Here is a 25,732-nt window from a genome sequence, read left to right as displayed (position 1 = left end):
GGCCCATCATCATGGATTTACCATCTACCAAGCCCTACATGGTTCGGGGCATTTACGAGTGGTGCACCGATAACGGCTTTACGCCCTATATCGCGGTGGTCGTGGATGAACGGACCGAGGTGCCCCGGGAATTCGCCCGGGACGGCCAGATTGTTCTGAATATCAGTGCCGACGCCACGTCCCGGCTGGCCATGGACAACGACTACATTTCCTTCGTCGCCCGCTTCGGCGGCGTGGCCCGGAATATTTCCTTTCCCGTGGGCAACGTGGTGGCCATCTACGCTAAGGAAAACGGCGCCGGCATGGCCTTCGAAGTGGAAGACACCCCTCTGCCGGATGCTTCTCCCGAGCCCGAGCCTCCCGCCCCTCCGGCTGGCGGCCGCCCCAAGTTGCAGCGGGTGAAGTAAATTGGGCCGCCCGGCACCAGGGTGGCGCCCAACTCTCCGCTGACGCACCATCCCGAGGCGGCCCGGCCCCCCTGGCCGGGCCCCTGATCCCCGATTCTCCCCAAATCCAGGCGTGGCACGGCTGTTGCTAATTGTCCACGAACCAAAGTTATGCCATGCGTATGTATTTCGCGCCTGGCGATAAGAGGGGCCTTGGGGATTTTTTTCGGACCATCCGGGTTCTAATTCCCGGAAGCGTTCAGCACCCAGGCCTAGCTGCCGACAGGACCGCTTCACCCTAACTAAGAAGCGGGCCGGAAGAGAGGAGCGGAGACCGATGAATTTCGTACCCTATATCAAGGAACTGGGCCGGGGCGCCGACGGTGCCCGGGATTTAACCCTGGAAGAGGCCCAGCAGCTCTACGGGGCCATGCTGGACGGCGGTGTGCCGGACCTGGAACTGGGGGCCATTGCCCTGGCCCTGCGGGTGAAAGGGGAGTGCGCCGACGAAATGATCGGCTTCCTGGCCGCTGTCAATGACCGGGTCCATGGCCTCAAATGCGCCACCAACCGCATTCGCCCCCTGGTCATTCCTTCCTACAACGGCGCCCGCAAGGGGGCCAATCTTACCCCTCTGCTGGCCCTGCTGCTCCAGCGCTTCAATATCCCGGTGGTGGTCCACGGGCTGCTGGAAGGCTATGGCCGGGTGACCACCGCCCAGGTGTTTCGGGAACTGGGGGTAATGCCCTGCACCACCGTGGTTTCTGCCCAGCAGACCCTCAATGAAAAGGGCTTGGCCTTCATCCCCCTGCCCGTCCTGTCCCCCGGTCTGAACGGCCTGCTGGCCCTGCGGGGACGGTTGGGGCTGCGAAACAGCGCCCACAGCCTGGTGAAAATGCTGGACCCTTTCAAAGGCACCGGGGTGGTGCTGGGAGCGGCCACCCATCCGGCCTACATGGATTTGATGCGGGACGTGTTCTCTTATCTGGGGGGCCGGGCCCTGCTGCTGCGGGCCACGGAAGGGGAACCCTTCGCCAATCCCAAACGCCGGCCCCGCATTGAATACATCCATGAGGAAAGCCTGGAAGTGCTGTTCGAGGCGGAGCACGAAAGCTTAAAATCCCTGCCCAGCCTCCCGGATGAATGCGACGCCAAGGCCACGGCCCAATGGATACGGCGCATTCTGGACGGCCAGGCGCCGCTCCCCATGCCCTTAGCCAATCAGCTGGCCTGCTGCCTTTACGCCTGCGGCTATGCGGAGGATTTCAACCAGGCCAAGGCCATCGTCGCCCTGGAAGGCAATGGTCTGACCGCCACCGTTTAGTTTTGCCCCCTATGCCCCTAGAACAACCTCCCCAAGCCCTGATCTTTTTTGCCCACGGCTCCCGCAACCCGGCCTGGGCCTCCGCTATGGAACGGCTGCGGGAAATGGTGGCAGAGCGGTCTCCGACCACGGTCACCCGTTTGGCGTTTCTCGAAACCCAGAACCCCAGTCTGGAAGCCTGCGTGGCAGAACTGGCGGGCCTGGAAATGACCCGGATTCGGGTGGTGCCCCTGTTCATGGCCTCCAGCGGCCATCTGACCCGGGATTTGCCCGCCCTCCTGGAGATGCTGGGCCAACGCTTTCCCCAGGTAGCCCTGGAACTCCTGGGGCCCGTGGGGGAGGCGCCAGAAGTCATGGCGGCCATGGCCGCCTACGCCCTGGGGCCGGTTGCCTGAGCCGCGAGGGAGGGCAAGGGGCACGGAAAAGGGCACGAAAAGGCCCCTTCCTCCCAAATAAAAGGCCGGACCTTTACAGGCTCCGGCCTTTTACTTTTTGCCCAGGGTGCTTACGGCAAGGGCAGGGGATGGGTGGCCTGAAAGTGCCGATATTGGCAGGTTAGGGCCTGGGCACGGGCCCCTTCCCCATGGGCCAGGGCGTTTTCGATATTTTCCAGAAACATGGCGTGGAGGTTGCACAGACCTTCCGGGGAATGGAGCAGGGTGTCGCACAGCTCCACGGCCACCACCGGGGGAATGTGTTCATGGCAGGCGATGGCGTCGATTTCGCCACGCTCCATGTCGCAAAAATCCAGACAATCTTGCAGGGTTAACATGGGCTTTCTCCTACGTTTTCATCCTGGGGGATGCCCGGAACCGGGTGTTCCGGGGCGGGCCGTCGGCCCGAGGGCCGGTCGCGGCGAGCTCCCCCTTAAGTTCAGGGTGTTGTGGGTGGGAGAACCGACTTCCAGTTTATCCAAGATTTTGGGGAGCGCAAATGGCGGTGCAGCAATCCGCCAGACGCTTGGCGCAGGCCGGGGCGGACCACTCCTGCACGTACTCCTGGGCTTCCCGAGCGAGGCGCTGGCGCAAGGCTGGATCGGCCAGGAGGCCGGTGAGGGCCTGGGCGAAAGCCCCGGGCTCCGCCGGGGGCACCAGGCAGCCCCGGCCCGGTTCCAGAATGTCCCGGGTGCCCATTTCCGCCAGGGCCACCACCGGAATGCCCATGGCCATGGCTTCCAGGAGCACCAGGCCCTGGGTTTCGGTCTGGGAGGCGAAGACGAAGGCGTCCGCGGCGGCGTAACAGTCGGGCAGTTCCCGGTTTCGGTCCAGATAGCCGATGAAATGGACCCGCTGGTGGATGGCCAGTTTTTGGGCCAGGCGTTGTAGGCCCGGGAGGGCCGGGCCTTCCCCGGCCACCACCAGATGGAGGTCCGGTTGGCTGTCCAGGGCGTGGCGGGTCATGTGGAGGAGAAAATCGATATTTTTTTCCCCTGCCACCCGGCCCACGTAAAGGGCTATGGGGGCCTCCCCAATGCCCAGGCGCTGGCGCAGGGCCTGGCGGTTACCCGGGCGGAAACGTTCCAGGGGAATGCCCGTGGGAATGATGTGGCGGGGCCGGGTGATGCCGTAGGCGGTGAGGCGCTCCGCCATGGCCCGGGAAGGCACCACAATGGCGTCCAGGGCATTGCATTGGCGGCGGGAAAGGAGGCGGGTGGCGGCCCGCAGCCAGGCCCGAGGCAAGCCGGGAATGTAGTGGTGGAAGTATTCCTCGAACAGGGTGTGGTAGGTCTCCAAGCAGGGGACTCCCAGGGCCCGGGCCAGGCGTAGGCCGCCGTAATGGGCGACGAAGGGGGTCTGGATATGGACCAGGCTTACCCCCTCCTGTTTGAGTTGGGGCAGGAGGGCCAGCAGGGGGGCGTAGGCCATGCGCCGGTCTTCCGGGTCGAAGGGAATGGCATGGGAGGGGATGCGGATAATGCCTGGCTCGGGTTTTGCTAAGGGATAGTCCGGTGCGACCACCGTGACCCGGATGCCCAGGGCTTGATATTCCCGGCGAAAGGTCTCGATGGAGGTGGAAACCCCGTTAATTCGTGGGAAATAAACGTCGGATATCATCAGTACGTGCATGCCGCCCCTTCTTCTGTTTTACTTCCGGTCACACCAAAAAGAACGCCTTCAGGCGTACCAATGACAGTCATGTTGCAGGGCTTACGTGTCGGAAGCGTGACAAGGGCCACGGCACGGGATTTTTTTGCTCGGGAGTCAGGATGGATTGGGACAAATCCTTCGGTTTGTTGGGGCAGGACAAAGTGTTGCCGAATACGGTGTTTCGCCGGGATAAGCTGGCCTTTCTCCATGCCAGCCAGCCCTTGCCGGACAAACTGCAGGAATTGCACCGCTACGCCCGGGAACGGCTGCCGGATTTGGACCGGGTGGCGGTGGTCACCTACGACCCCCGTACCGATCTGCTGAAAACCTTTCTCCACGCCAGCGGGGGCGCCGATCCCCTGTCCTTCTACGCCAGCCCCCTGGCCCAGTCCCAGTCCCTTTCCTCCATTGCCCAGGGGGGCCATCCCCGGCTGGTGAATGACATTGCGGCGGCCAACTGGCGCTCCCGGGAGCACAGCCGGCGCATTAGCGGCCAGGGTTACGGCACCAGCTACACCCTGCCCATGATTTACAACGGGGAATTGTTCGGCTTCATTTTTTTCAATTCCCGCCAGACCTTCGCTTTCAAGGAAAAGGACCTGGATTTCCTCGATGAAGTGGGGCACCAATTAAGCCTGGTGGTGATCAACGAACTGGTCTGCCTGCGGACCCTGGGGGCCGGGGTGCGCACCATGGCCCAGATCGCCCAGCACCGGGACTTTGAAACCGGCCTGCACCTGGAGCGCATGGCCCACTATTCCCACCTTATCGCCCGCCTGCTGGGGGCGGCCCAGGGCCTGGACGACAGCTTTGTGGAATACGTTTTTCTCTTTGCGCCCCTCCACGATCTGGGCAAGGTGGCGGTGCCCGACGCCCTGTTGCAGAAGCCGGGCAAGCTGACCCGGGAGGAATTCCGGGTCATTCAGGAACACCCGGTGCACGGGGCGGAAATGGTGGACGCCATGCTGGCCAATTTCGGCCTCTCCGGCCTGCCCCAGGCGGCCATGCTGCGCCACATCGTGCGCCACCACCATGAAGCCCTGGACGGCAGCGGCTATCCGGACCGGCTGGCGGGCACGGAAATTCCCCTGGAAGCCCGGATTGTGGCGGTGGCCGATGTTTTTGACGCCCTCACCAGCCGCCGTCCCTATAAGGAAGCCTGGAGCAACGGGGAAGCCCTGGCGGTGATGACCGGGGAAATGGGGGCCAAGCTGGATCAGGATTGTGTGGCGGTACTGGTGGATCACCCGGATCTGGTGACGGCCATCCAGAACCGTTTCCAGGAAGACAGCCTGGGCTAAGGCTGGGGGCGGAGCAAGGGGGCGAGGGCCGGGCATGGCGCCGGTGGCACCTTTCTCCCCAAGCCCATTTTCGGGGCAAAGCCCCGAGCAGACCGTGGTGCCGAAGAAGGCCGTGGTGCCTAAAGCACCAGCCGCCGTCCCTGAAAGTGGCCGGCCTGCTCCAGCCGGGCCAGGGTGGGCAGCAGGTTGAGGCCCGTGTCTTTTTTCAGGGCCTGGGCCCGTTCCTTCAATTCCTCCTGACTCCCATCCACCCGCTCTCCCACGGCGGCAAAGGCAATGGCGTTGCCGCTGTCGCAGGATGGAAAGACCAGGGTGCGCCCGGGGAAGGCCTCTTCCAGCCGGGCCACGCTGGCGCCAAAGCCCCGGCTGCGGCCGAGAAAATTGACCCCCAGCAGCCCCCGGGGCCCTAGCAAGGCGGCACAGTCCCGGTAAAAGGGCTGGCGATCCAGGGCGCCGGCCCGGGCCTGGGGATCGAAGCTATCCACCAGTATCCAGTCGTAACGCTCCCCCGCCTCCCGGGCCCGGGCCACGAAGCGGGCCCCGTCCTCAAAGCGGTAGTCCAGGTGGGGGCCCGCCTCGGGCAATTTAAAGCATTGGCGGGCCATGGCGGCCACCCGGGGATTGATTTCCACCACGGTGACTTTGCAGTGGGGCAGGTGGCGCCAGGCGAACTTGGTCAGGGAACCGGCCCCCAGGCCGATGAGCAGCAGGGTCTCCGGCCAGGGCTCCCGTTCCCGCAGGAGCAGCCCGGCCATCATTTCCCGGGTATAGGCCAGCTCCAGGGAATAGGGGCGGGCGATGCGCATGGCCCCCTGGACCCAGTCGGAGCCAAAGTGGAGATAGCGGACGCCGGCTGCTTCGCTGACGTCGATGGGATGATCCAGATCGGGCATGGGGCACGGGCGGAGAGAAAAACGGGCGCCATGATGACCGGAAAGGGGGCGGGGGGGAAGGGGGGCCGGGGAAGGGGGAAGAAAGTTTTTCCGGCGGGCTAAAAAACGGCCTGGAGAGTGGCGTGGATAAAGGATTTAGCTAAGGGCTTCTGGCAGCCGAAGGCAATACGGGCCTCTTGCGGCGGGTAGCCTCAAGAGGCCCGTATTATCTGGCTTAGGGGCGGGGGGAGGGAAAGAACCGTTGGGGGGCGGGAATCCGGTTACCGTCCCGTCCCCGGGGTCTTCCTCCGCCCGCCTCAGCTGCCCCGGCTGCGGCGCTGGGTAATGGTTTCGCCGCCTATGCCCCAGTTATCCGTGGGCACTTCCTCGATGACCACCACGGTGGTCTGGGGATTTTTGCCCAGGGTGTCCCGCAGCAGTTCGGTAACGCCTTGGATCAGGCGGGCCTTCTGCTCCGCCGTGGCGCCTTCCTGGGTGATTTTGATATTTACGTAGGGCATGGGCTTCTCCGGATGAAAGGAATACGGGTGAGACTACCGAAACAGGCGCCGCCGCTGACCAGCCCCAGACCCAGCAGAATCAGGGGGGAGAGGGCTTCGCCCAGAATAGGGGCGGAGGCCAGACCGGCAATGGCCGGTACCAGGGCCATTAGGGTGCCGACCCGGGTGGGGCCCAGGATGACCATGGCCCGCATGTAAAAGAGCATGGCCACAATCACCACCAAAATGCCATGGTAAGCCGCCTGAAAAGCCAGAAAACCCCAGCTCACCTGACTGATCTCCTTGGGCAACCAGAGTAGATAAATCGGCATGTAGAGGGCGGCGGAGGTGAGGGCCACCCCCAGGGTAGCGTCCCAGGGGGAGACCCGCCAGCGCCGCACCAGGGCGGTGTACAGGGCCCAGGAAAAGGAGCCGGACAGGAGTAGCAGATCCCCCTGCCAGTGGCCCAGGCCGTCCTTGAAACTATCCATGCCCAGGCACACCAGGCCGCCGCCAATAACGGCCAGCCCGGCCCAGCGCTGACTCCCGGGCCGTTCTCCCAGTATCAGCCAGGCCATGATGGAGACGGCAAAGGGCAACATGCCGGGGAGAAGAATGGCGGCGTGGGCGGCGGAGGAAAACTTAAAGCCGGAATAGACCAGCATGCCGAAACCGGCCCCCCCGGTGAGGGCCAGCACCAGGGTCTGGCCGTTGAAGTGGAGGTCCCGGTGGTGGCGCAGCCACACGGGCAGCAGCACCAGGGCGGCGGTGCCGAAGCGCAGGGCGGTGATGTCCCAGCCGGTGAGGGGACTCTTGCCGCCGAAGCGGGACATGAGGATAAAGCCGGACCAGATCATGACCGTGAGCCCGGCCCACAGGTAGCCGCTCCGGAGGGAAGGGCCGCCGGGGGAGGCAGCGTTTTGGGGATGCATGGTTTCTCCTTGGGGTTGGGTCTTGTGCTAAGCACTGTAGCCGGGCAATATGTTCTTGAAAAATGAATTATTAAGATCGAAACGATCATTTTTTGAGATGAATACACCGGAGCCCCGTCCATGGACCTGAACGATCTGCACATCTTCCGTACCGTTATTCGGGAAGGGGGGGTTACCCGGGCGGCGGTCCGGCTCAACCGGGTCCAGTCCAATGTGACCACCCGCATACGCCAGCTGGAGGAGGACCTGGGGGTGACCCTGTTTCTCCGGGAAGGGCGGCGTCTGGTGCCCACCAACGCCGGGCGCCAGCTGCTGGACTATGCGGATCGGCTCCTGGCCTTGGCCAACGAGGCCCGCCAATCCCTGGCGGACGACGTGCCCCGGGGCCAGCTGCGCCTGGGCTCCATGGAAACCACCGCCGGCGTGCGCTTGGCCGAGCCCCTGGCTCGCTTCCACCGCCGCTATCCGGATGTGCGCCTGGAATTGCAGACCCGGGGCACCCGGGGCCTGGTGGCTCAGGTCCTGGCCGGAGAACTGGATCTGGCCCTGGTGGCCTCCCCCGTGGCCGATCCCCGCCTGGCCCGGGAAGTCCTGTTCGAGGAAGAGCTGGTGCTGGTCTCCGACGCGGCCCAGCCCCCCATGGTGGCCGCCACCGAACTGCAATGCCGCACCATCATTTCCTTTGAAGAGGGCTGTGCCTACCGGACCCGGCTGGAAGCCTGGTTTTCCCGGGCCGGGATCATGCCGGAGCGCATCGTGCCCGTGTCCTCCTACCAGACCATTCTGGGCTGTGTGCTGGCGGGCATGGGGGTGGCCCTCCTGCCCCGGCGGGTGGTGGAAAGCTACGGCGCCCGCAGCGGCCTGCGCCTCCATCCCCTGGCGGGGGACGAGGGTCGGGTGGCCACCCTGGCCGTCTGGCGCCAGGGCGGCGATACGGCGGCTATTCGGGCCCTGCTGGCCTGCCTGCGGGAAGGGGAGGGAGAAGGGGAAGCCGCCCGCCGGGTGGCCTGAGGCCGGGGCCCGCCCAATTCCCCCTTGGGATTCGGGCGGCCCTGGGCGAAAATAGACGACCAAAAATCCTATTCCCCCGGAGAGACCATGACAGATAAGCCACAGGCAACCGGTCCCCTGACCAGTTTGGACCGGGATACCCGGGCCTTGGAAAAAGAAATCGAGCGGCGCGGCGTGATCCTGGGCATCGACTGGAACGATACGGCCCAAGTCCGGGCCCTGGCGGAGGAAGCCCTCTCCCATGGCCGGGACGCTTCCCGTCAGGCCGCCCACGGGGGCAAGGATCACCAGGCACAGGCCAAGGCCGAGTTGTTCGGCTTTGCCGCCCTCATGCTGCGCACCATGGCCATAAGTGCGGAAGAGGGCTTTTTCACCCACGGGGGCACCGCCTGGAAAGCCTTTGGCAAAGCCCTGTGGGAAGTCTCCGGCCTGGACGGCGACGGCCCTGCCGCCTGAGGCGGAAGGGCGAAATCCCCGGGGGGCGGGGCTGGCCGCTCCCTTTGACCGGGAAAAGGCCAGGGGAAGCCATCCGACGGGGAAAAAGCCGCGTTAGACCGAGGCTTTTTTCCCCGGAATTGGGGATAATGACTCCGGCCCCATTCGCACCCTGGCCGGTGCCCCGGGGGCAGCTCCCACCCCTTCTGCCCTGGAGGCGCCGTGCTGCTCAACATCGTCATCGTCGATGATGCGGAAATTAATCTGGCTCTGTTCAAGGCCCTGGCCGGACGCATCCCGGAAACCCGGATATGGTGCTTTCCCCGCTCCGGGGAAGCCCTGACCTGGTGCGCCGAAGGCCAGGCGGACATGGTGGTGGTGGACTACATGATGCCCGCCCCGGACGGCCTGGAATTTATCCGCCGTTTTCGCGCCATGCCCGGCATGGAAACCGTGCCTCTGCTCATGGTCACCGCCAATGAACAGCGGGAAGTGCGCTACCAGGCCCTGGAGGCGGGAGCCTCCGATTTCCTCACCAAGCCGGTGGATAAGGCCGAATTCCTCGCCCGCCTGCGCAATCTCTGCGAACTGCGCCGCAGCCAGCGCCTGCTCCATGACCGGGCGGCCTGGCTGGCGGAAGAGGTGGCCAAGGCCACCGCCTCCCTGGTGACCCGGGAGCAGGAAACCATCATCTGTCTGGCCAAGGCGGCGGAATACCGGGACCCGGAAACCGGGGCCCACATTCTGCGCATGGCCCGCTACGCCCGCCTCATCGGCCGCCATCTGGGCCTGGACGAAGCGGCCCTGGAACTGCTCCTGGCCGCCGCCCCCATGCACGACGTGGGCAAGGTGGGCATTCCGGACCACATTCTCTTAAAGCCCGGGCGCCTGGACCCGGATGAATTCCGCATCATGCAGCGCCATGCGGCCCTGGGCCACGACATTCTCAGCCAGGGCCGTTCCCCCCTGCTCCAGGCGGCGGCGGAAATCGCCCACAGCCACCACGAAAAATTCGACGGCAGTGGCTATCCCCAAGGGCTGGCGGGGGAAGCCATTCCCCTCTTTGGCCGCATTACCGCCGTGGCGGACGTGTTCGACGCCCTGACCTCGGTGCGCCCTTACAAGCCGGCCTGGCCCCTGGAAAAGGCGGTAGCTTTGTTAAAGGAAGGGGCGGGCAGCCACTTCGATCCCCGCTGTGTGAACGCCTTCCTGGATGACTGGGGGGCGGTACTGACCATCCGGGACCAATACGGGGACAGGCCCGAGCCTGAAGCCGATAAGGACAATCCTTCATGACCCTCAAAGTCCGACAATGGGCCCACGGCGGCGGCCCCCTGACCCCCTTGCAATGGCAGGGCTGGCAGGACATGGACCCCCAGCTGGTGCTGGTCTTTGCCGCCCCGGAACACTTTATCGCCGGTGAACTGGCCGGAGTCCTGGCCCAGGCCTTTCCCAAGGCCTGCCTGGCGGGATGCAGCACGGCGGGGGAAATCGTACCCGGTGGCGCCATGACCGGGGCCGCCACTGTCACCGCCCTCCATTTCGACCACACCCAGGTGCGCCAGGCGGTGACGGAACTGAGCCACATGGGGGAATCCCGGGCGGCGGGCATGCGCCTGGGGGAACAGCTGGTGGGGCCGGAGCTGGACGCCGTTCTGGTTTTCGCCCAGGGGGTACGGGTCAATGGCAGTGCGGTGGTGGCGGGGCTGGCCGATGTGCTGGGGGACCAACTGCCCATCATCGGCGGTCTGGCCGGGGACGGTACGGCCTTCCGCCAGACCTGGGTGCTGTCTAACCAGGGGCCCAGTACCACCCATCTGGTGGCGGTGGGCCTTTATGGCTCGGCCCTGCAGCTGGGCTACGGGGCTTTCGGCGGCTGGACTCCCTTTGGCCCGGCCCGCCGGGTGACCCGCTGTGCCGGCAACGTGCTCTACGAACTGGATGGGGAGCCGGCCCTGGAGGTGTACAAGCGCTATCTGGGGGACTATGCGGTGGATCTGCCCGCCTCCGCCCTCCATTTCCCCCTGGCCATGGAAGGCCGCAACCGGGAATGTTCGGGCCTGATCCGTTCCGTCCTGGGGGTGGATGGGCAGCAGGGCAGCATGATTCTGGCCGGGGAAATCGATCCGGAAGGCTATCTCCGGCTCATGCATGCCAGTCGGGATGCCCTGGTGGACGGGGCCCTGTGGGCCGCCAAGTCCGCTGCCACCCGCCTGGGTGTGCCCCCCCAGCTGGCCCTGCTGGTGAGCTGCGTGGGGCGGCGGGTGGTCATGGGCACCCAGACCGACGAGGAGGTGGAAGCGGTGGCCGACGTGGTAGGCCACGGGGTGCCCCTCACCGGCTTTTACGCCTACGGGGAAATCAGTCCCCTGGACGGGGCCAATTATGGCCGCCTGCACAACCAGACCATGACTGTTTCCCTGTGGGCGGAGCGGTGAAGCCCTCTGCCCGGGAGTCCTTCCATGTCCCCCGTTCTCCCACCCTCCGGCCTGCCGCCGGATAACGCCCTGCACCGGCTGCTGCTGCGCCAGCTGCGCCGCACCCTGGGGGTGGCGGACGAGGAGGAATGCCGCAGTCTCCTGGCAGAACTTCTGGAACTGGGGGCGCGGCGGGACACCCCGCCGCGCCTGGCGGTAGCCATGGCCGGCCTGGAAGGCCTATTCCAGGCCGTTTCCACCGCCTATGCCCAGAGCGAGCGGGATCTGACCCTGCGTACCCGCAGCCTGGACCTGAGCTCCCAGGAGCTGGTTTCCGCCAATGACCGGCTGCGCCAGGATCTGGAAACCCGCCAGGGGGCCATGGATTCCCTGGGCCAGACGGTGAACCGGCTGCTGGCGGAGGCTGGCCTGCCGCCCATGGCGGAAGGGGAGGCCAATCTAGAAACCCTGGCGGCCCTGGTGGGCCAGCTGGTGCGGGAGCAGGGGGAAAGCCAGCGCCGCCTCCACGAGCTGAACGGGGCCCTGGCCCAGCAGAAATTCGCCATGGACCAGCACGCGGTGGTGAGCATTACGGACGTGGACGGGGTCATCACCTACGCCAATGACAAGTTCTGCGAACTGAGCGGTTACGGGCGGGAAGAACTGGTGGGCCGAAACCACCGGCTGGTCAATTCGGGGGTACACCCCCAGGACTTTTTCGCCACCCTGTGGCGCACCATCAGCCAGGGCCGGGTATGGCAGGGGGAAATGTGCAACCGGCACAAGGACGGCTCCCTCTACTGGGTCAACGCCACCATCGTGCCCTTTCTTGACGACCAGGGGCGGCCCTACCAGTACATCGCCATCCGCACCGACATCACGGACCGCAAGGTGGCGGAGGAACGGCTGGACGAACAGCTGCTGCTCACCCGCCAGCTGGTGGAATCCGTCCCCGTGCCTCTCTATTTCAAGGACACCCAGGGCCATTACCAGGGCATTAACCGGGCCTGCGCGGAATTTTTCGGCCAGTCCCTGGAAGCAGAGGCCCAGCTCACGGTGTTCGACGTGCTGCCGGAGGATATGGCCCGTACCCACGCGGACCAGGACCGGGTCCTGATGGTGGCGGGGGGCGGCAGTCAGGTCTATGAGGCGGACTTTCTCAAGCCCGACGGCAGCCGGGGCCACGCCATTTTCAGCAAGGCGGTGCTGACCCGGCCGGACGGCAGCATCCGGGGCCTGGTGGGCTCCATTCTGGATATTTCCGAGCGCAAGCGCTGGGAAGAGGAAATGCTCCAGGCCAAGGAGGCGGCGGAGGCGGCCAATGTGGCCAAGAGCGAATTCCTGGCCAACATGAGCCACGAAATCCGCACCCCCATGAATGGCATTCTGGGGATGACCGATCTGGCCCTGGATACGGCCCTGGACGGGGAACAGCGGGAATATCTCTTGGCCGTGAAGGCCTCCGCCGAATCCCTGCTGGACATCATTAACGACATCCTGGATTTCTCCAAGATCGAGGCGGGCAAGGTGGAACTGGAAGCCGTGCCCTTCGATCCCCAGACCGTGGCGGCGGGGGCCCTGGCCACCGTGGCCCTCAAGGCGGAGCAGAAGGGCCTGGTGCTGGGCGCCGATCTGGCCCCCGATCTGCCCGCCCGTCTGGTGGGGGACCCGGGCCGGCTGCGCCAGGTGCTGGTCAATCTCCTGGGCAACGGGGTGAAATTCACGGAAACGGGCCGGGTCACCCTGGGCCTGGGCATTACCCGGGAAGGCCCGGGCCGGGTCTGCCTGCGGGGCTGGGTTCAGGATACGGGCATTGGTATTGCCCCGGAAAAATGCGCCCACATTTTTTCCCCCTTTACCCAGGGGGACAGCTCCACCACCCGCCACTACGGGGGCACGGGCCTGGGGCTCACCATCTGCTCCCGTCTGATGGACCTGATGGGGGGAGAAATCTGGGTGGAAAGCCGGCTGGGCGAAGGTAGCTGCTTTCATTTCAGCCTGCCCCTGGCAGGGGAAGACCTGTCCCCAGGCCCGGGCCCGGCCCTGGGCGGGGTCCGGGTTTGGTTGGTGCTCCAGGACGGGGATCGGGCCCGGGCCCTGGCGCCCTGGATACAACAATGGGGCGGGGAGGTTTGTCTGGCGGCCGGGCCGGAGGGGCTGGTCCAGGCCCTGGCGGCACCCCCGCATTCCGGGGAGCGGCTGGTGCTGGATGGGGATTGGCCAGAAGACGGGGCCTGGCGGCTGTTGCAGCAGTGGCGGGACCAGGGGGGGGCGGGGCAGGGGGCCTGGGCGGTGCTCTTGGGCGGGGCCCTGACCAAAGGGCGTCTGGCGGCTCGGGTCCAGGACTGGCCCGGGGTGGTGCTGCTCTCCCGTCCCCTGCTGCCGGAGGCCCTGGCCGATGTCTGGCTGTCCCCTCCGGCGGCCGAGGTGCCCGCCCCGGGGGCTTCCCCCCGCCTTCTGGTGGCGGACGACAATCCGGTGAACCGGCGCCTGGCCCAGGCTCTGCTGGAAGGGGCGGGTTACCGCCTGCGTCTGGCGGAGGACGGGGCCCAGGCCGTGGCCCTGGCGGCTTCCGAACCCTTTGATCTGGTCCTCATGGATGTGCAGATGCCCGTGCTGGACGGCCTGGCCGCCACCCGCAAGATTCGGGAGCGGGAGGCGGCGGAGGGAAGCGCCCCCCTGCCCATCTACGCCCTATCCGCCGATCTGGCGCCGGATATCCGGCAGCGGGCAAAAGCGGCGGGGCTGGATGGTTGTCTGGCTAAACCCCTGACCCTGGAAGGGGTGGAGGCCCTGCTGGGGCATTCCGGCACGGCGGGGGCGGCCCAGGCCCGGTCCGGTGCGCCAAAGGCCCGGCCTCCTGGGGCGTCCTCCCTCAACGGGGAAGGGGGGGCTCAGGCAAAGGGATCGGACCTTGGCGACGGGCTAGGCAAGGCCAAGGACCCCTCCGCGCCAGCCTCCGCCCTCGCTGTAAGCCCGGTGTCTGCTCCCGTGGATTACCCCAGCCTGCTGGCCCGGGCGGATGGGGAAGTGCTGGAAATTATCGGCACCCTGTTTTTGCAACAGTCGGTGGCGGATCTGGGCACCATGGCCGCGGCCAGGGCGGCGGAGGATTGGGCTACCCTGGGTCGTCTGGCCCACAGTCTCAAGGGAGCGGCGGCCAATTTTGGCCCCAGTCCGGTGGTGGACGGGGCGGCGGCGGTGGAAAAGGCGGTGAAAAACGGGAGCCCGGTGCCGTCGCTGGAGGCCCTGACCCGGGAGCTGGAGGCTTTGAACCGGGCCCTGGCCGCCCGGCTGGAAAGTTCCCCGGGGGCGGCGGAACACTGAGGCTCGGGCTTAAGGGGCCGGGTGCTCTTCCAGGCCCAGGGATTGGAGCAGGCTGGCCCGGTTGATGGGCTTGATCAGCAGCCGGTCAAACCCCGCCGCCATAATGGCCCGGGTTTCGTTATCGAAGGCGTGGGCGGTGTAGGCCACGATGTGGTAACGCCCGCCGTCCGCCTGGCTGCGCAGGCGCTGGCAGACCTCCGTGCCGCTTAAGCCGGGCATGCTCACGTCCAGGAGAATATGGCGGATTTCCGGCGCCCGGGCCAGCAGGGCCAGGGCTTCCTCCCCGTCGGCGGCTTCCGCCGTTGCCACGCCCTGCTTCTTTAAAATGGCCAGGGGTAACTTGCGGTTGATTTCCTGGTCGTCTACCACCAGCACTATCATGATCGGTCTCCGGAGGGGGGGAGGGGGGCGTCCGGTCCCGCCACGGGCAGGGAAAAGAAGAAATCGCTACCGGAACCGGGCTGGGATTTTACCCGGAGGTGGCCCCCCATGAGTTCCACCAGTTGGCGGGAGAGGGCCAGGCCCAGGCCGGCGCCCTGGTGGGGGCGGGTGAGAAACACATCCGCCTGACGGAATTTCTCGAATATCAGTTCCTGATCCTGGGGGCGGATGCCCGGGCCCGTGTCCCGCACCGTAAAGCGCAGCCGATCCCCTTCCCGCTCCAGGATCAGGGTGACCTGACCCTGGTCCGTGAATTTCACCCCGTTATGGACCAGATTGTTGAGCACCTGGGTCAGGCGCAGGGGATCACAGCTGAGGCGGGGGGGCAGGTCCGGGGCTGTTTCCAGGCTGAGATGGAGGCCTTTGTGTCCGGCTTCCGGCTGGTGGGCGGCCACCACGCTGTGGGCCAGGGCCTGGGGACAGATGGGCTGGTTATCCAGTTCCAGGCGCCCCGCCTCCACCTTGGCCAGATCCAGGATGGAATTGACCAGATGGAGCAGGTGATTGCCGCTTTCCCGGATGGTCTGGGCGTATTCCCGCTGGCTGTCCCCCGGGGGCAGGCCGTCTTCCAGGAGTTCCGCATAGCCGATGACGCCGTTTAAGGGGGTGCGCAGCTCGTGGGAAACGGAGGCGAGAAACTCGGATTTGAGCTGGTTGGCTTCCTCCGCCCGGTTACGGGCCCGGATCAGCTGCACAATGAGCCGGTGGGAAGCCAGGGAAAAGGCCAGGATGGTAAGACTGGTGAACAGGCCGAAGAGCAGATAGGTGCGCACCCGGTTGTGGTAATCCGCCAGGGCTTCCTTTTCCCCTACCCCCACCAGCACCACAAAGGGGTAATCGGGGAGGCGGCGGAAGGCGTAAAAGCGGGGGATGTGGTCGATGCTGCTGTCCGCGTGATAAACCCCCTGGGTCTGGTCTTTGGCTTGGGCGATGAGAGGGGAATGGGTGTAGCGCAGGTCCTGGCCCACGGACACCTGATCCCCGGAGCGGCGGGCCCGGACAATGCCGTCCTGGCCCACCAGGGCAATCACCCCCTGGCGGCCCAGGTCCATTTCCCCGTACAGCTTGATGAAATAAAAGGGGTCCAGGGACACCACCACCACCCCGTCAAAACTGCCATCCGGCCGGTTGATGCGCCGGGTGAGCTGGATCGACCACTTGCCCGAGGCCCGGCCCAGCACCGGCTTGCTGACGAACAGGCAATGGCAGTCCCGTTCCCGGTGCACCTTGAAATGTTCCCGGTCCGACAGGTCGATAACCTGGTGCCGGGGCAGGCTGGACAGGATATACATGCCCCGGGCGTCGATAATGCCCATCTGGTTGAACAGGTTGCTGAGCAACATGCCCTCCTGCACATATTCCCGGATCGGCACCCGGCCCTTTTCCTTTTCGTAGCGGAATTTGAGGAACAGTACGGCCTGATCCACCTCCTTCAAGGTGCGCAGGGTGTGTTCTTCCAGGGAGCTGGCCAGATTCAGATTGGCCCGGTTGATATTGTCGATTTCCCGGGTCCGCTCGGTCTGGATTTTGTAGAGAATGGCGAACCAGGTGAGGGCCAGCAGGGCTCCCGCGAAAAGCCAGACCAGCTGCCGGCTGCGGCGGGAGGCGGAGGAGGTCGAAGTCATGTCAGGCTCCGGCGGGCGCGAAGAGGACGGGGAGGAAGGACGGTGGGCAGACAAGGTGGGGGAGAAAAGCGTTAATACATAAGCATATTACGTCCGCCGCCCCCCTTTGGCCACCTGGCTCACCCCCGATATTGCCGCGTTTTCTCCAAGCTGTGCACTAAAATGGCGGGGCTCCCCTTTTTTCCCCGAGTCTTCCATGCCGTCTTTGAGCGTCGATCGCCTGCAACCGGGCATTTTCATTTCCCTCGCTTCCCTGGGCTGGATTCGCCATCCCTTTCTCTTCAATGAATTTCGCCTGACCAGCGCCAAGCAGATTCGGGCCCTGCGGGAAATGGGCATTAAGGAAGTGGTCTGGGACCCGGGCCGCAGCACCGCCCGGCCCCTGCCCGAGGCTGCCAAGTCAGAGGCAGGGGAGGAGCTGGATTTCGGCGCGGCGGCCCTGGCGGGCATGTTGGACGAAAAGCAGCGGCGCATCGACCGGGTGCGGCACCAGCGGGAAACCCTGGCCCGGCGGGAACGGCAGTACGAACAGGAGGCGGCCCGCCTGGAAACCGTTTTCCAGCGCCTGCCCGGCCGTCCCGCCGAAGCCCTGGTGGACGCCCAGGCCCTGGCGGAGCGGGTGGTGTCCGGCCTGCTGGAAGCCCGCAGCGCGGTGGTTCAACTGGTGAATCAGCCGAGCCGGGACGGGGGCCTGGCTTTCCATTCCCTGAATGTGATGATGCTGGCCCTGCTCCTGGGCAAAAGCGCCGAACTGTCCGGGGAGGAAATGCGGGCTCTGGCCCTGGGCTGCCTGCTCCACGACGCGGGCAAGACGGAAATCCCTCCCCGCATTCTGCGGGCGGCCAGCCGCACCCCGCCGGAGGAAGAGTTCTACCGGGCCCACATCGGTTACGGCATCAAGGCCGTGGCCGGGCTAAAAAACCTGGCGGTGGCGGCCCGCAACGTGATTGCCTGCCACCACGAGCGCTGGGACGGGGAAGGTTTTCCCAACCGGCTGGCGGGGGAGCGCATTCCCCGTCTTGCCCGGCTGGCGGCCATTGCCAACCGTTACGACAATCTCTGCAATCCCTTTGATCTGAAGCTGGCCGCGACCCCGGCGGAAGCCCTGGCCCAGATATTCAAGCGGGAAGGGGGAGCGTTTGACCCGGCCCTCCTGCCCCTGTTCATCAAAACCCTGGGGGTTTATCCCCCGGGCAGCTTCGTCGCCCTTTCCAACGGCACCGTGGGGCTGGTCATCGAAAGTGACGGGGCCCGCCTGCTGCGCCCCCTGGTGCTGGTCCATGACCCGGATATTCCCCGTAATGAAGCCCTCATGGTGGATCTGGAAGAAGCGGATCTGAAGGTGGAACAGGCCCTGAACCCCCGCACCCTACCCCTGGCCGTGGTGGAATATCTGGCTCCCCGGGGACGGCTGGATTACTGCGTGGAAGGGCGGCCCTAAGGCGAGGCGGGGCGGCTTCCCTAGCGGGGAGATTTGCTGGGGGCTGGTGCCAGCGCCGGTGGGTTGCCGGAAGGGCGTTGTCGGACTGCCGGGGGAAGGGGCAAGCGTCGGCCTAACTTCGGCCAAGGGTTACCCCCCTGTAGCCCTTGATGCTCCTGGCTCCGTTCGTCTTTTTTCTGCGGAAACGACTGGGGCTTTCCCTGCCAGGGCGGTCAGGCGGCCGGGCCAGGGCCGGGCTGGGATACGGGGCGTGTACGGGGTTGGGTCGGGTTGGATCAAGTTGGAATTCGGGCCTTCCGGTCCGCTTTATGGCGCCGTGTGTCGCAGGTTGGGTGCCCTTTTCCCTCGATTTTCCCCCTTTGCCGCTCTTTTTCGCCTTCCTGCTGACTTTTCTTAAGCTTTTTCCCCCGGCTAGGTAGCTAATCGGCGTCCAGCCGAGGGGCGGGGAATGGGGTAAGGTGGCGGCTGTCCCGGGTTTCCGGGCTTGGTCCGGATGGTCTGGCGTCCTAGAACAAGGGGCTTGACCGGGGAATCCGGGCAAAAAAAAAACCGGATCGCTCCGCAAGGAGACGATCCGGGAAAAGAAGGACCGGCCCGCCACAGGCCGATCCTCGGGGGAAAGAGGGGGAAGGCTAAGGCCTTCCCCTTTCTTTTGCGGCAGACCCGATGCGGGGGCGCTGCCAGTGTTGATGGGCGGCGGTCCGGGGCTGCCGGAACCGCCGGTGGGCTTTAGCTGCCCTTGCCCGGCCGGGCTTCGCTCTTGGCGATCAGTTCATCTTTCCAGCCGCCGCCCAGAGCTTTGAACAAATCCACGGCGGCCTGCAATTGGGCCTGACGGTTGGTAATGTAACTGATGGCCGCGTCGTCTGCCGTGCGCTGGGCATCCAGCACGTCCAGATAGGCCACGTAGCCCGCCTGATAGCGTACCGTGGCTAGCTGCTGCACCTTGCGGGTAGCTTGCACCTGGGTTTCCAACGCGGTGTTGGCTTCCTTGGTCTGACGCACGGTGACCAGGGCGTCATTCACCTCCTTGAAGGCGGTGCGCAGGGTGGCCACGTAACCGGCGGCGGTCTGTTTCTGCTGGGCCGTTACCTGAGCCACCTGGGCGGAGCGCAGGCCCGCGTCAAACAGGGGCTGGAGAATATCCAGGCCCAGGGCCCAGGTTCCCGCCTTGGAGGAAAACAGGTTGGTTAGGGCGGCGCTTTCGCTGCCGATTCCCGCCGTCAGAGTCAGCTTGGGGAAGAGGGTGGCCTTGACGGCGCCGATCTTGGCATTGGCCGCCACCAGGTTTTCTTCCGCCTGCCGCACGTCAGGCCGGGATTCCAGCAGGCTGGAAGGCAGGCCGGCGGGGGGCAGGGGGGGCAGGGGCAGCTGGCGCAGATCCCCGGCGGCCAGCTTCAGATCCAGCTTGCCGGTGAGGACCCCCAGTTGATGCTCGGCGATGGCCCGCTGTTGCACCAGTTGGGCTTGGGAAACCTGGGCGGCGGCCAGGGCGCCCACCGCCTGTTGCTCGTCGATGGGGGAGACCAGGCCCCGGGCCAGCTTGGCCTGGGTGATTTTCAGGCTGGTTTCCCGGGTCTGGATGGCATCCCGGGTCACCGCCAGTTCCGCGTCCAGGGCCCGCAGTTGCAGGTAATACTGGGTCACCAGACCGGCTAGGGAAAGCTTCACCGTATCCTGGTTGTAGCGGCTGGCCAGGGACAGGGCCAGGGTGTTTTCCTTGGCCCGGCGCAGGCGGCCCCACACGTCCAGTTCAAAGGAGGTGGAGAGGCCCACCTTGGTATCCTTGGTTACCGGGTTGTTGACCTGGTTGTTGGCCATTTGGCTGGCCCGGCTGTGGTTGCCGTTGGCGTCCAGGTCGATTTCTGGGAACAGGGCGGCACCGGCCTGACGGGCTACCGCGTCCGCCTCTTCTACCTTGGCGACGGCGGTGAGCATGTCCGTGTTGTTGGCCAGGGCCTGCTGCACCAGATCGTTCAGGGTGGCGTCCTGGAACAGGGTCCACCATTGGGCTTCCACCGGGGCGGTACTTTCCGCCGTGGCTTGGTTTTCTTGGTAGGCCTGGGGCAGGGCGGTGGCGGGGCGCTTGTAGTCAGGACCCACGGCGCACCCGGCCAGGGCCAGGAGCGTCAGGGCCGCCGCCGTTCCCCGCTTCAGGGGAAAGACGGCTGGGGTTTGGCTTAGGGATTTCATTCGGATTTCTCCTCTTGGTCCGGGCCCTGTTCCGGTTTTTCCAGGGTCTTGTCCCCGGGCCGGTGGGTCGGCTTGCGACCGGTCATCCAGGTGAAGAACATGGGGATGAACAGGGTGGCGATAAAGGTGGCGGCCATCATGCCCCCGAACACCCCCGTCCCCATGGACTTCCGGGCGGCGGCGCCGGCCCCGGTGGAAATCACCAGGGGGAAGACCCCGAGAATGAAGGCCAGGGAGGTCATGACGATGGGGCGGAAGCGGAGGCGGGCCCCTTCCAGGGCAGCCTCCAGCACGCCCATGCCTTCCGCCCGTTTCTGGGCGGCGAATTCCACAATCAGAATGGCGTTCTTGGAGGCCAGGCCGATTAGCACCACCAGGCCGATCTGGAAGTAGATGTCATTGGGCATACCCCGCAACAGCACTGCCACCAGGGCCCCAAAGAGGGCGAAAGGCACGGCCATGATTACCGCCAGGGGCAGGGACCATTTTTCGTACTGGGCGGCCAGGATCAGGAACACCATGACAATACCGAAGCCGAAGGCGATGGCGGAGGTGGAGCCGGTACGCTTTTCCTGGAAGGCTTGGCCGGTCCAGGCCAGCTCATAGCCGGCGGGGAGGGTTTCCTTGGCCACCTCTTCCACGATCTTGATGGTTTCCCCCGTACTGATGTTGGGCAGGGAATTGCCCAGCACCTTGGCGGCGAGGAAGCCATTGAAGCGTTCCAGCTGTTCCGCGCCGACCACGGGCTTGGTCTTGATCAGGGCGGAGACGGGAATCATGTCTCCGTTGTCGGAATGGACGTACATCTTGCCCAGGTCTTCCGGCTTGCTACGGAATGGGGCATCCGCCTGGAGCTGGACCCGGTAGGTCCGGCCATTCAGGTTGAAGTCATTCACGTAAAAGGCGCCCATGGTGGATTGGAGGGTGGTATAGACGTCCGCCACCGACACCCCCAGGGAAATGGCCTTGCTTTCATCCACTTCCACGTAATACTGGGGCGAGGTGGGGCGGAAGAAGGTGTTGATGCCCACCAGCTCCGGCCGCTTCTTCAGGCCGTCCATGAACTGCTTGATGACCCCGGCCAGCTTCATGGGATCGCTGTCCCCCCGGGCCTGGATATAGGCTTCGAAACCGCCGGCGGAGCCCAGGCCCCGGATGGCCGGGGGATTGAACACCAGCCCCAGACCGTCCGGCAGCATCATGCCCATGCCGGTGAATTTCTTGGCCAGATCGTCCGCCCCGGTCTTCCGTTGATCCCAATCCTTCAGGGGGATGAAGACCGTACCCGCGTTGGTTTTGACGCCGCCACCGATAATGTCGTTACCGGCGATGACGAACACCTTATCCACCCCCGGATCCTGGGTGATCATGGAACGGAACTGCTCCCCGGTGGCCCGGGTCCGTTGCAGGCTGGCCCCGTCCGGCAGCATCAGGGCGCTGATCAGGTAGCCCTGGTCTTCCGCCGGCACAAAGCCGCCGGGCACCAGACGGAACAGCAGGATGCAGCCGCCGACGATGATGGTGCTGGCCGTAGCGCCGATGATGCGGTGGTGCAGGGTCTTGTTCACCGTGGTGGTGTAGGACTTGGTGAAGCGCTCAAAGAGCCGGTTGAAGGGCTTGAAGAGGGTGTGTTCCTCGTGCTTGGTTTGCAGCAGCAGGGCGCACAGGGCCGGGGTCAGGGTCAGGGCGACGATGCCGGAGAGGGTCACGGCAATGGCCACGGTCACGGCGAACTGCTTGTACAGAGCCCCGGCGATACCGCCCAGGAAGGCCACGGGGATGAACACGGAGCAGAGCACCAGCACAATGGCTACCACGGCGCTGGATACCTCCCGCATGGCCTCAATGGCTGCCGCCTTGGGCGCCATTTTCTCTTCCCACATCAGCCGTTCCACGTTCTCCAGGACCACGATGGCATCATCCACCACGATCCCGATGGCCAGCACCATGGCGAACAGGGTCAGGGTGTTGATGGAAAAGCCGAAGACCCAGAGCCCGGCGAAGGTGCCGACCAGGGACACCGGTACGGCGATCATGGGAATCAGGGTGGCGCGCCAGTTTTGCAGGAACACGTACACCACGATGGCCACCAGGATCAGGGCTTCCACCAGGGTGTGGACCACTTCATGGATGGAGGCATCGACGAACTTGGTGGTATCGAAGGGGACGACGTAATCCACCCCGCTGGGGAACTTCTGCTTCAGTTCCTCCATCTTGGCCCGCACGGCGCTTGCCACTTCCAGGGCGTTGGCCCCGGACTGGAGGAAGATGCCTACGCCCACCACCGGCTTGCCCAGCAGGGAGGTGGAGGCATCATAGTTCTGGGCGCCCAGTTCAATACGGGCCACGTCCTTCAGGTACAACACCCCCTGGGGACCCTTGGCCCGGACCACGATATTGCCGAACTGTTCCGGGGTCACCAGGCGGCCTTTGGCGGTCACCGTAAAGGTGAGCTGCTGGCCGTTGGGCGCCGGTTCCTGGCCGATCTTACCTGCCGCGTTCTGCTTGTTCTGGGCGGTGATGGCGTTGGCGATGTCCGTGGTGGTCACCCCCAGCTGGGCCATCCGGTCCGGCTTCAGCCACACCCGGATGGAGTAGTCCAGGGCGCCGAAAATCTGGGCGTCCCCGACCCCGGGGATGCGCTTCAGATCGTCCAGGATATTCACCAGGGTGTAGTTGGACAGGTAGAGAGGCGTCCGACTGCCGTCCGGGGAGGTGATGGAAGCCACCATCAGGATGTCGTTGGAACGCTTCTGCACCGTCACGCCGTACTGACGCACCACGTCGGGCAGACGGGGTTCGGCGATCTTCACCCGGTTATTGACGTTCACCGTGGCCATATCCACATCCGTACCCACCTCGAAGGTGGCGGTGATGGTCAGGGTGCCGTTGGAAGCCGCCGTGGAATTGAAGTACATCAAGTGCTCAATCCCGGAAAGCTGCTCCTCGATAGGCGCAGCCACGGTCTTGGCCAGGGTTTCCGCGGAAGCCCCCGGGTAGGAGGCGGAAATAATCACCGTGGGGGGAGCGATGTCCGGGTACTGGGCGATAGGCAGCACCCGGGAGGCCATGATCCCGGCGATGACGATAATGATGGAGATGACCGCCGCGAAAATCGGGCGGTTAATAAAGAACTTTGACATGGTTTAGTCTCCGCTCAGGCCTTGGGCTGCTTGGCCGGAGCGGCTTGAGCACCAGGGGCGGCGCCAGGGGCACCTGCCGCTTGGGGCGGATGGGGCACCACGGTGGCACCGGGCTTGAGCTTCATCAGATTGTCGATGATGACCCGGTCACCGGCCTTGAGGCCGCCCAGGATCACCCAGTTCTGTCCGAGCCAGTTGCCGGTCTGCACGGGACGGGGGGCCACCTTGTTCTGGGCATCCGCCACCATCACCACCGACCCTTGGTCGCTCTGGATCACGGCGCCTTGGGGCACCAGGAAGGCCCCGTCCCGCATACCGGTGATCAGGCGCACCTTGACGTATTGGCCGGGCAGCAGCCGGTTATCCCCGTTGGGGAATTCGGCCCGCAGTTGCTGGGTGCCCAGGGCGGTGTCGATATTGCTGGCGGTGAAGTTCAGCTTGCCCTTCTTGTCGTACACCGTGCCGTCCGGCAGGACCAGTTCCACCCCGGTGACGTTTTTCGGGGTGATGTGGCCCTGGGGCAGTTTGGCCATGTCGCTATCCGACAGGCCGAAGCGCACCCAGATGGGGTTGGTCTGGTAGATGGAGGTGAGGGCCTGGGCATCCGAAATGGTCAGCAGGTTGCCTTCCGACTTGTTGGAGCGGCCCGAGACACCGGACACCGGGGCCACCACGGTGGTCCAGGACAGATTCAGCCGGGCGTTGCGCAAATTGGCCTGGGCCATTTCATTGGCCGAAACCGCATCGTCGTATTCCTTCTGGCTCACCGCTTGCTGGGCAATCAGGCCCTTCAGCCGGGCTTCTTCCCGGGCCGTCTGGTCGGCGCTGGCCTTGGCGTTGGCCAGGGCGATTTCGTAGGGGGCCCGGTCAATCTGGTACATGGGCTGACCGGCCTTGATGGGGGCTCCTTCTTCATAGAGCCGCTTCATTAGGATGCCGCCCACCCGGGGGCGGACTTCCGTTTCTTTGGCCCCTTCGGTCTGGGCCATGATTTCAATGGCGTTGGGGACCTGGGTGGGCTGGACGCTGAGGACTGAGACGGGCAGGGGGGGCATGGCCTGGCCCTGGCCGTCCGGGGCTTTGGAGCAGCCCAGGGTCAGTGCGGCCACCAGGGCGGCGGCAGCGAGGGCGGGGTAGGGGGCGTTCTTCCGTTGAGGGTGGCGAAACATGGAATTCTCCATTATTGGCAATACAGCGCAGAATTATATACAATCACGGTTGTATGTAAAGCGGCGGGCTGTCCGAAACTGTGTCGGATCAGACAAAGAGTATCGCCCTTGCGCCAGCCTTTTCGTCTGGCGCAGGCAGCCCCGAAGCCGCCCCGATACTGGGGCTACGGAGGAGAGACGGCATCATGGCCAGGAAAACCAAAGCGGAAGCGGAGCTGACCCGCTTGCAGATTCTCGACGCGGCCCGCCGCGTTTTCCACAATTGCGGCGTGAGCCGCAGTTCCCTGGAAAAGGTGGCCCAGGAAGCGGGGGTCACCCGGGGGGCGGTGTATTGGCACTTCGCCAATAAGGCGGAGTTGTTTTTTGCCGTGCGGGACGAATTTACCCAGGGGGTTCAGGCGGCGGATGCGGCCCTGTTATCCGATGAATTCCCTGATGCCCTGGAGGGTATCGCCGCGTCCATGCTGGAGTTTTTCCGTCTGCTGAAAGCTTCCCCCCATGCCCGGCAGACCTTTGAAATCATGATGCTGCGCTGCGAATATGTGGAGGAATTCACCCCCGTGCTCCAGGTGGTGAATGAGCCTTGCAGCGATTTTAAACACAAGCTGGGTCTGGCTTACCAAAAGGCGGCTAGCCAGGGGGTACTGCGCCCGGGCCTGGATCCGGAGGAAATGGCGGCGGATTCCCTAGCCTTTATCACCGGCCTGTTCAACCAATGGATTTCCCTGCCCGAGGCGGAGGGGGAACAGCTGGATGTGCCTCGCCGTATCCATACCCACCTCAATCTGCGGCGCCCGGCCCCCGTCCCTGCCGCCGCGCCCCTGGCCGCTGCCAAAGCCTGAGTTCCAGGCCTCAGTCCAAGAGCTGAGGCCAAGATTTGATTTCAAGACTTAAGTCCAAGACCTGAGCGCCCCCTGCTCCTCCCGTTTGGGCAGGGAAGGGGGGCCGCTTTTCCCGCGTCTGGCCGGGGGCGGGGTGCCCTGCCCCATTCTTTCCCGGCCCCTTCCCCTTGGCCTTGCCGGGGCGCTCTTCCGTGTCTTTTCTCAAGCGTCCCTGTGCCCCCTGGAGAAGGCTGCCAATCCTAGGGGATAGCCCTCATTGTCAGGGGACTTTCCCTGGGGTATACCC

Annotated in this window: 21 protein-coding genes; 11 read left to right on the top strand and 10 right to left on the bottom strand. The window is 65.0% G+C overall.

The window, feature by feature from the left end; all coding sequences use genetic code 11:
• Positions 1–11: 11 nt before the first annotated feature.
• The 3 genes from Azoinq_RS02435 (at position 12) to Azoinq_RS02425 (ending at position 2,105) form a co-directional block, all read left to right on the top strand.
• The gene (locus Azoinq_RS02435; RefSeq protein WP_216126855.1) at positions 12–407 is read left to right on the top strand and encodes a ClpXP protease specificity-enhancing factor; all 396 of its coding nucleotides are present in this window, start codon (positions 12–14) and stop codon (positions 405–407) included.
• A gap of 316 nt (positions 408–723) precedes the next feature.
• Positions 724–1,710: a DNA-binding protein YbiB gene (gene ybiB / locus Azoinq_RS02430; RefSeq protein WP_216126858.1), complete on the top strand. Its 987-nt coding sequence runs from the start codon at positions 724–726 to the stop codon at positions 1,708–1,710.
• An 11-nt stretch (positions 1,711–1,721) separates the two neighbouring features.
• A complete protein-coding gene (locus Azoinq_RS02425; RefSeq protein ID WP_216126860.1) occupies positions 1,722–2,105 on the top strand; it encodes a sirohydrochlorin chelatase in 384 nt (127 codons plus the stop codon).
• 110 nt (positions 2,106–2,215) lie between these two features.
• On the opposite strand, the gene Azoinq_RS02420 is transcribed toward Azoinq_RS02425, so the two are convergent.
• Together Azoinq_RS02420 and Azoinq_RS02415 are read right to left on the bottom strand one after the other, a co-directional pair.
• On the bottom strand, positions 2,216–2,482 hold the full coding sequence (locus Azoinq_RS02420) for a hypothetical protein (protein WP_216126863.1): 267 nt from the start codon (positions 2,480–2,482) through the stop codon (positions 2,216–2,218).
• 136 nt (positions 2,483–2,618) lie between these two features.
• Positions 2,619–3,776: a glycosyltransferase gene (locus Azoinq_RS02415; protein ID WP_216126871.1), complete on the bottom strand. Its 1,158-nt coding sequence runs from the start codon at positions 3,774–3,776 to the stop codon at positions 2,619–2,621.
• Between the two features lie 140 nt (positions 3,777–3,916).
• Between Azoinq_RS02415 and Azoinq_RS02410 the strand changes: the two genes are divergently transcribed.
• On the top strand, positions 3,917–5,098 hold the full coding sequence (locus tag Azoinq_RS02410; RefSeq protein ID WP_216126879.1) for an HD domain-containing phosphohydrolase: 1,182 nt from the start codon (positions 3,917–3,919) through the stop codon (positions 5,096–5,098).
• Positions 5,099–5,217: 119 nt separating this feature from the next.
• Here Azoinq_RS02410 and Azoinq_RS02405 read toward each other — a convergent pair whose 3' ends face one another.
• From Azoinq_RS02405 to Azoinq_RS02395, 3 genes are all read right to left on the bottom strand, one after another.
• Entirely contained in the window at positions 5,218–5,982 is a 765-nt protein-coding gene (locus Azoinq_RS02405; protein WP_216132277.1) for a spermine/spermidine synthase domain-containing protein, read from the bottom strand.
• Between the two features lie 305 nt (positions 5,983–6,287).
• Positions 6,288–6,491, bottom strand: coding sequence for a tautomerase family protein (locus Azoinq_RS02400; RefSeq protein ID WP_216126880.1), 204 nt, complete (start codon positions 6,489–6,491; stop codon positions 6,288–6,290).
• Entirely contained in the window at positions 6,479–7,402 is a 924-nt protein-coding gene (locus Azoinq_RS02395) for a DMT family transporter (RefSeq protein WP_216126883.1), read from the bottom strand. The genes Azoinq_RS02400 and Azoinq_RS02395 overlap by 13 nt, the downstream gene beginning before the upstream one ends.
• 120 nt (positions 7,403–7,522) lie before the next feature.
• Between Azoinq_RS02395 and Azoinq_RS02390 the strand changes: the two genes are divergently transcribed.
• From Azoinq_RS02390 to Azoinq_RS02370, 5 genes are all read left to right on the top strand, one after another.
• Positions 7,523–8,413: a LysR family transcriptional regulator gene (locus Azoinq_RS02390; RefSeq protein ID WP_216126886.1), complete on the top strand. Its 891-nt coding sequence runs from the start codon at positions 7,523–7,525 to the stop codon at positions 8,411–8,413.
• An 87-nt stretch (positions 8,414–8,500) separates the two neighbouring features.
• Positions 8,501–8,869 (top strand): hypothetical protein, encoded by a 369-nt coding sequence (locus tag Azoinq_RS02385; RefSeq protein ID WP_216126888.1) that lies wholly within the window; start codon positions 8,501–8,503, stop codon positions 8,867–8,869.
• A gap of 201 nt (positions 8,870–9,070) precedes the next feature.
• Positions 9,071–10,144, top strand: a complete 1,074-nt coding sequence (locus tag Azoinq_RS02380; RefSeq protein ID WP_216126894.1) for an HD domain-containing phosphohydrolase — start codon at positions 9,071–9,073, stop codon at positions 10,142–10,144.
• Complete coding sequence (locus Azoinq_RS02375) at positions 10,141–11,286, top strand: FIST signal transduction protein (RefSeq protein ID WP_216126900.1); 1,146 nt, start codon at positions 10,141–10,143, stop codon at positions 11,284–11,286. Before Azoinq_RS02380 ends, Azoinq_RS02375 begins: the two co-directional genes overlap by 4 nt.
• Before the next feature lie 24 nt (positions 11,287–11,310).
• Entirely contained in the window at positions 11,311–14,592 is a 3,282-nt protein-coding gene (locus tag Azoinq_RS02370) for a hybrid sensor histidine kinase/response regulator (RefSeq protein ID WP_216126903.1), read from the top strand.
• A gap of 9 nt (positions 14,593–14,601) precedes the next feature.
• On the opposite strand, the gene Azoinq_RS02365 is transcribed toward Azoinq_RS02370, so the two are convergent.
• Both Azoinq_RS02365 and Azoinq_RS02360 read right to left on the bottom strand, forming a co-directional pair.
• Positions 14,602–14,973: a response regulator gene (locus Azoinq_RS02365; RefSeq protein ID WP_216126905.1), complete on the bottom strand. Its 372-nt coding sequence runs from the start codon at positions 14,971–14,973 to the stop codon at positions 14,602–14,604.
• Complete coding sequence (locus Azoinq_RS02360; protein WP_216126907.1) at positions 14,970–16,658, bottom strand: sensor histidine kinase; 1,689 nt, start codon at positions 16,656–16,658, stop codon at positions 14,970–14,972. The genes Azoinq_RS02365 and Azoinq_RS02360 overlap by 4 nt, the downstream gene beginning before the upstream one ends.
• A 196-nt stretch (positions 16,659–16,854) precedes the next feature.
• Between Azoinq_RS02360 and Azoinq_RS02355 the strand changes: the two genes are divergently transcribed.
• Positions 16,855–18,099, top strand: coding sequence for an HD-GYP domain-containing protein (locus Azoinq_RS02355; protein ID WP_216126909.1), 1,245 nt, complete (start codon positions 16,855–16,857; stop codon positions 18,097–18,099).
• 729 nt (positions 18,100–18,828) lie between these two features.
• On the opposite strand, the gene Azoinq_RS02350 is transcribed toward Azoinq_RS02355, so the two are convergent.
• From Azoinq_RS02350 to Azoinq_RS02340, 3 genes are read right to left on the bottom strand one after another with little or no spacing between them, the layout of a single operon-like run.
• Positions 18,829–20,292: an efflux transporter outer membrane subunit gene (locus Azoinq_RS02350; RefSeq protein ID WP_216126911.1), complete on the bottom strand. Its 1,464-nt coding sequence runs from the start codon at positions 20,290–20,292 to the stop codon at positions 18,829–18,831.
• A complete protein-coding gene (locus Azoinq_RS02345; protein WP_216126913.1) occupies positions 20,289–23,435 on the bottom strand; it encodes an efflux RND transporter permease subunit in 3,147 nt (1,048 codons plus the stop codon). The genes Azoinq_RS02350 and Azoinq_RS02345 overlap by 4 nt, the downstream gene beginning before the upstream one ends.
• A 14-nt stretch (positions 23,436–23,449) precedes the next feature.
• The gene (locus Azoinq_RS02340; protein ID WP_216126915.1) at positions 23,450–24,604 is read right to left on the bottom strand and encodes an efflux RND transporter periplasmic adaptor subunit; all 1,155 of its coding nucleotides are present in this window, start codon (positions 24,602–24,604) and stop codon (positions 23,450–23,452) included.
• 185 nt (positions 24,605–24,789) lie between these two features.
• Here Azoinq_RS02340 and Azoinq_RS02335 point away from each other — a divergent pair, with 185 nt between their 5' ends.
• A complete protein-coding gene (locus tag Azoinq_RS02335) occupies positions 24,790–25,446 on the top strand; it encodes a TetR family transcriptional regulator (protein WP_216126918.1) in 657 nt (218 codons plus the stop codon).
• Positions 25,447–25,732 lie beyond the last annotated feature (286 nt).

Origin of the sequence: Azospira inquinata (genome assembly GCF_018905915.1) — a bacterium.
Classification (GTDB): Bacteria; Pseudomonadota; Gammaproteobacteria; order Burkholderiales; family Rhodocyclaceae; genus Azospira; species Azospira inquinata.
Note: the sequence above shows the minus strand (reverse complement) of the source record. Positions and strands in the feature narration are given on the sequence as shown.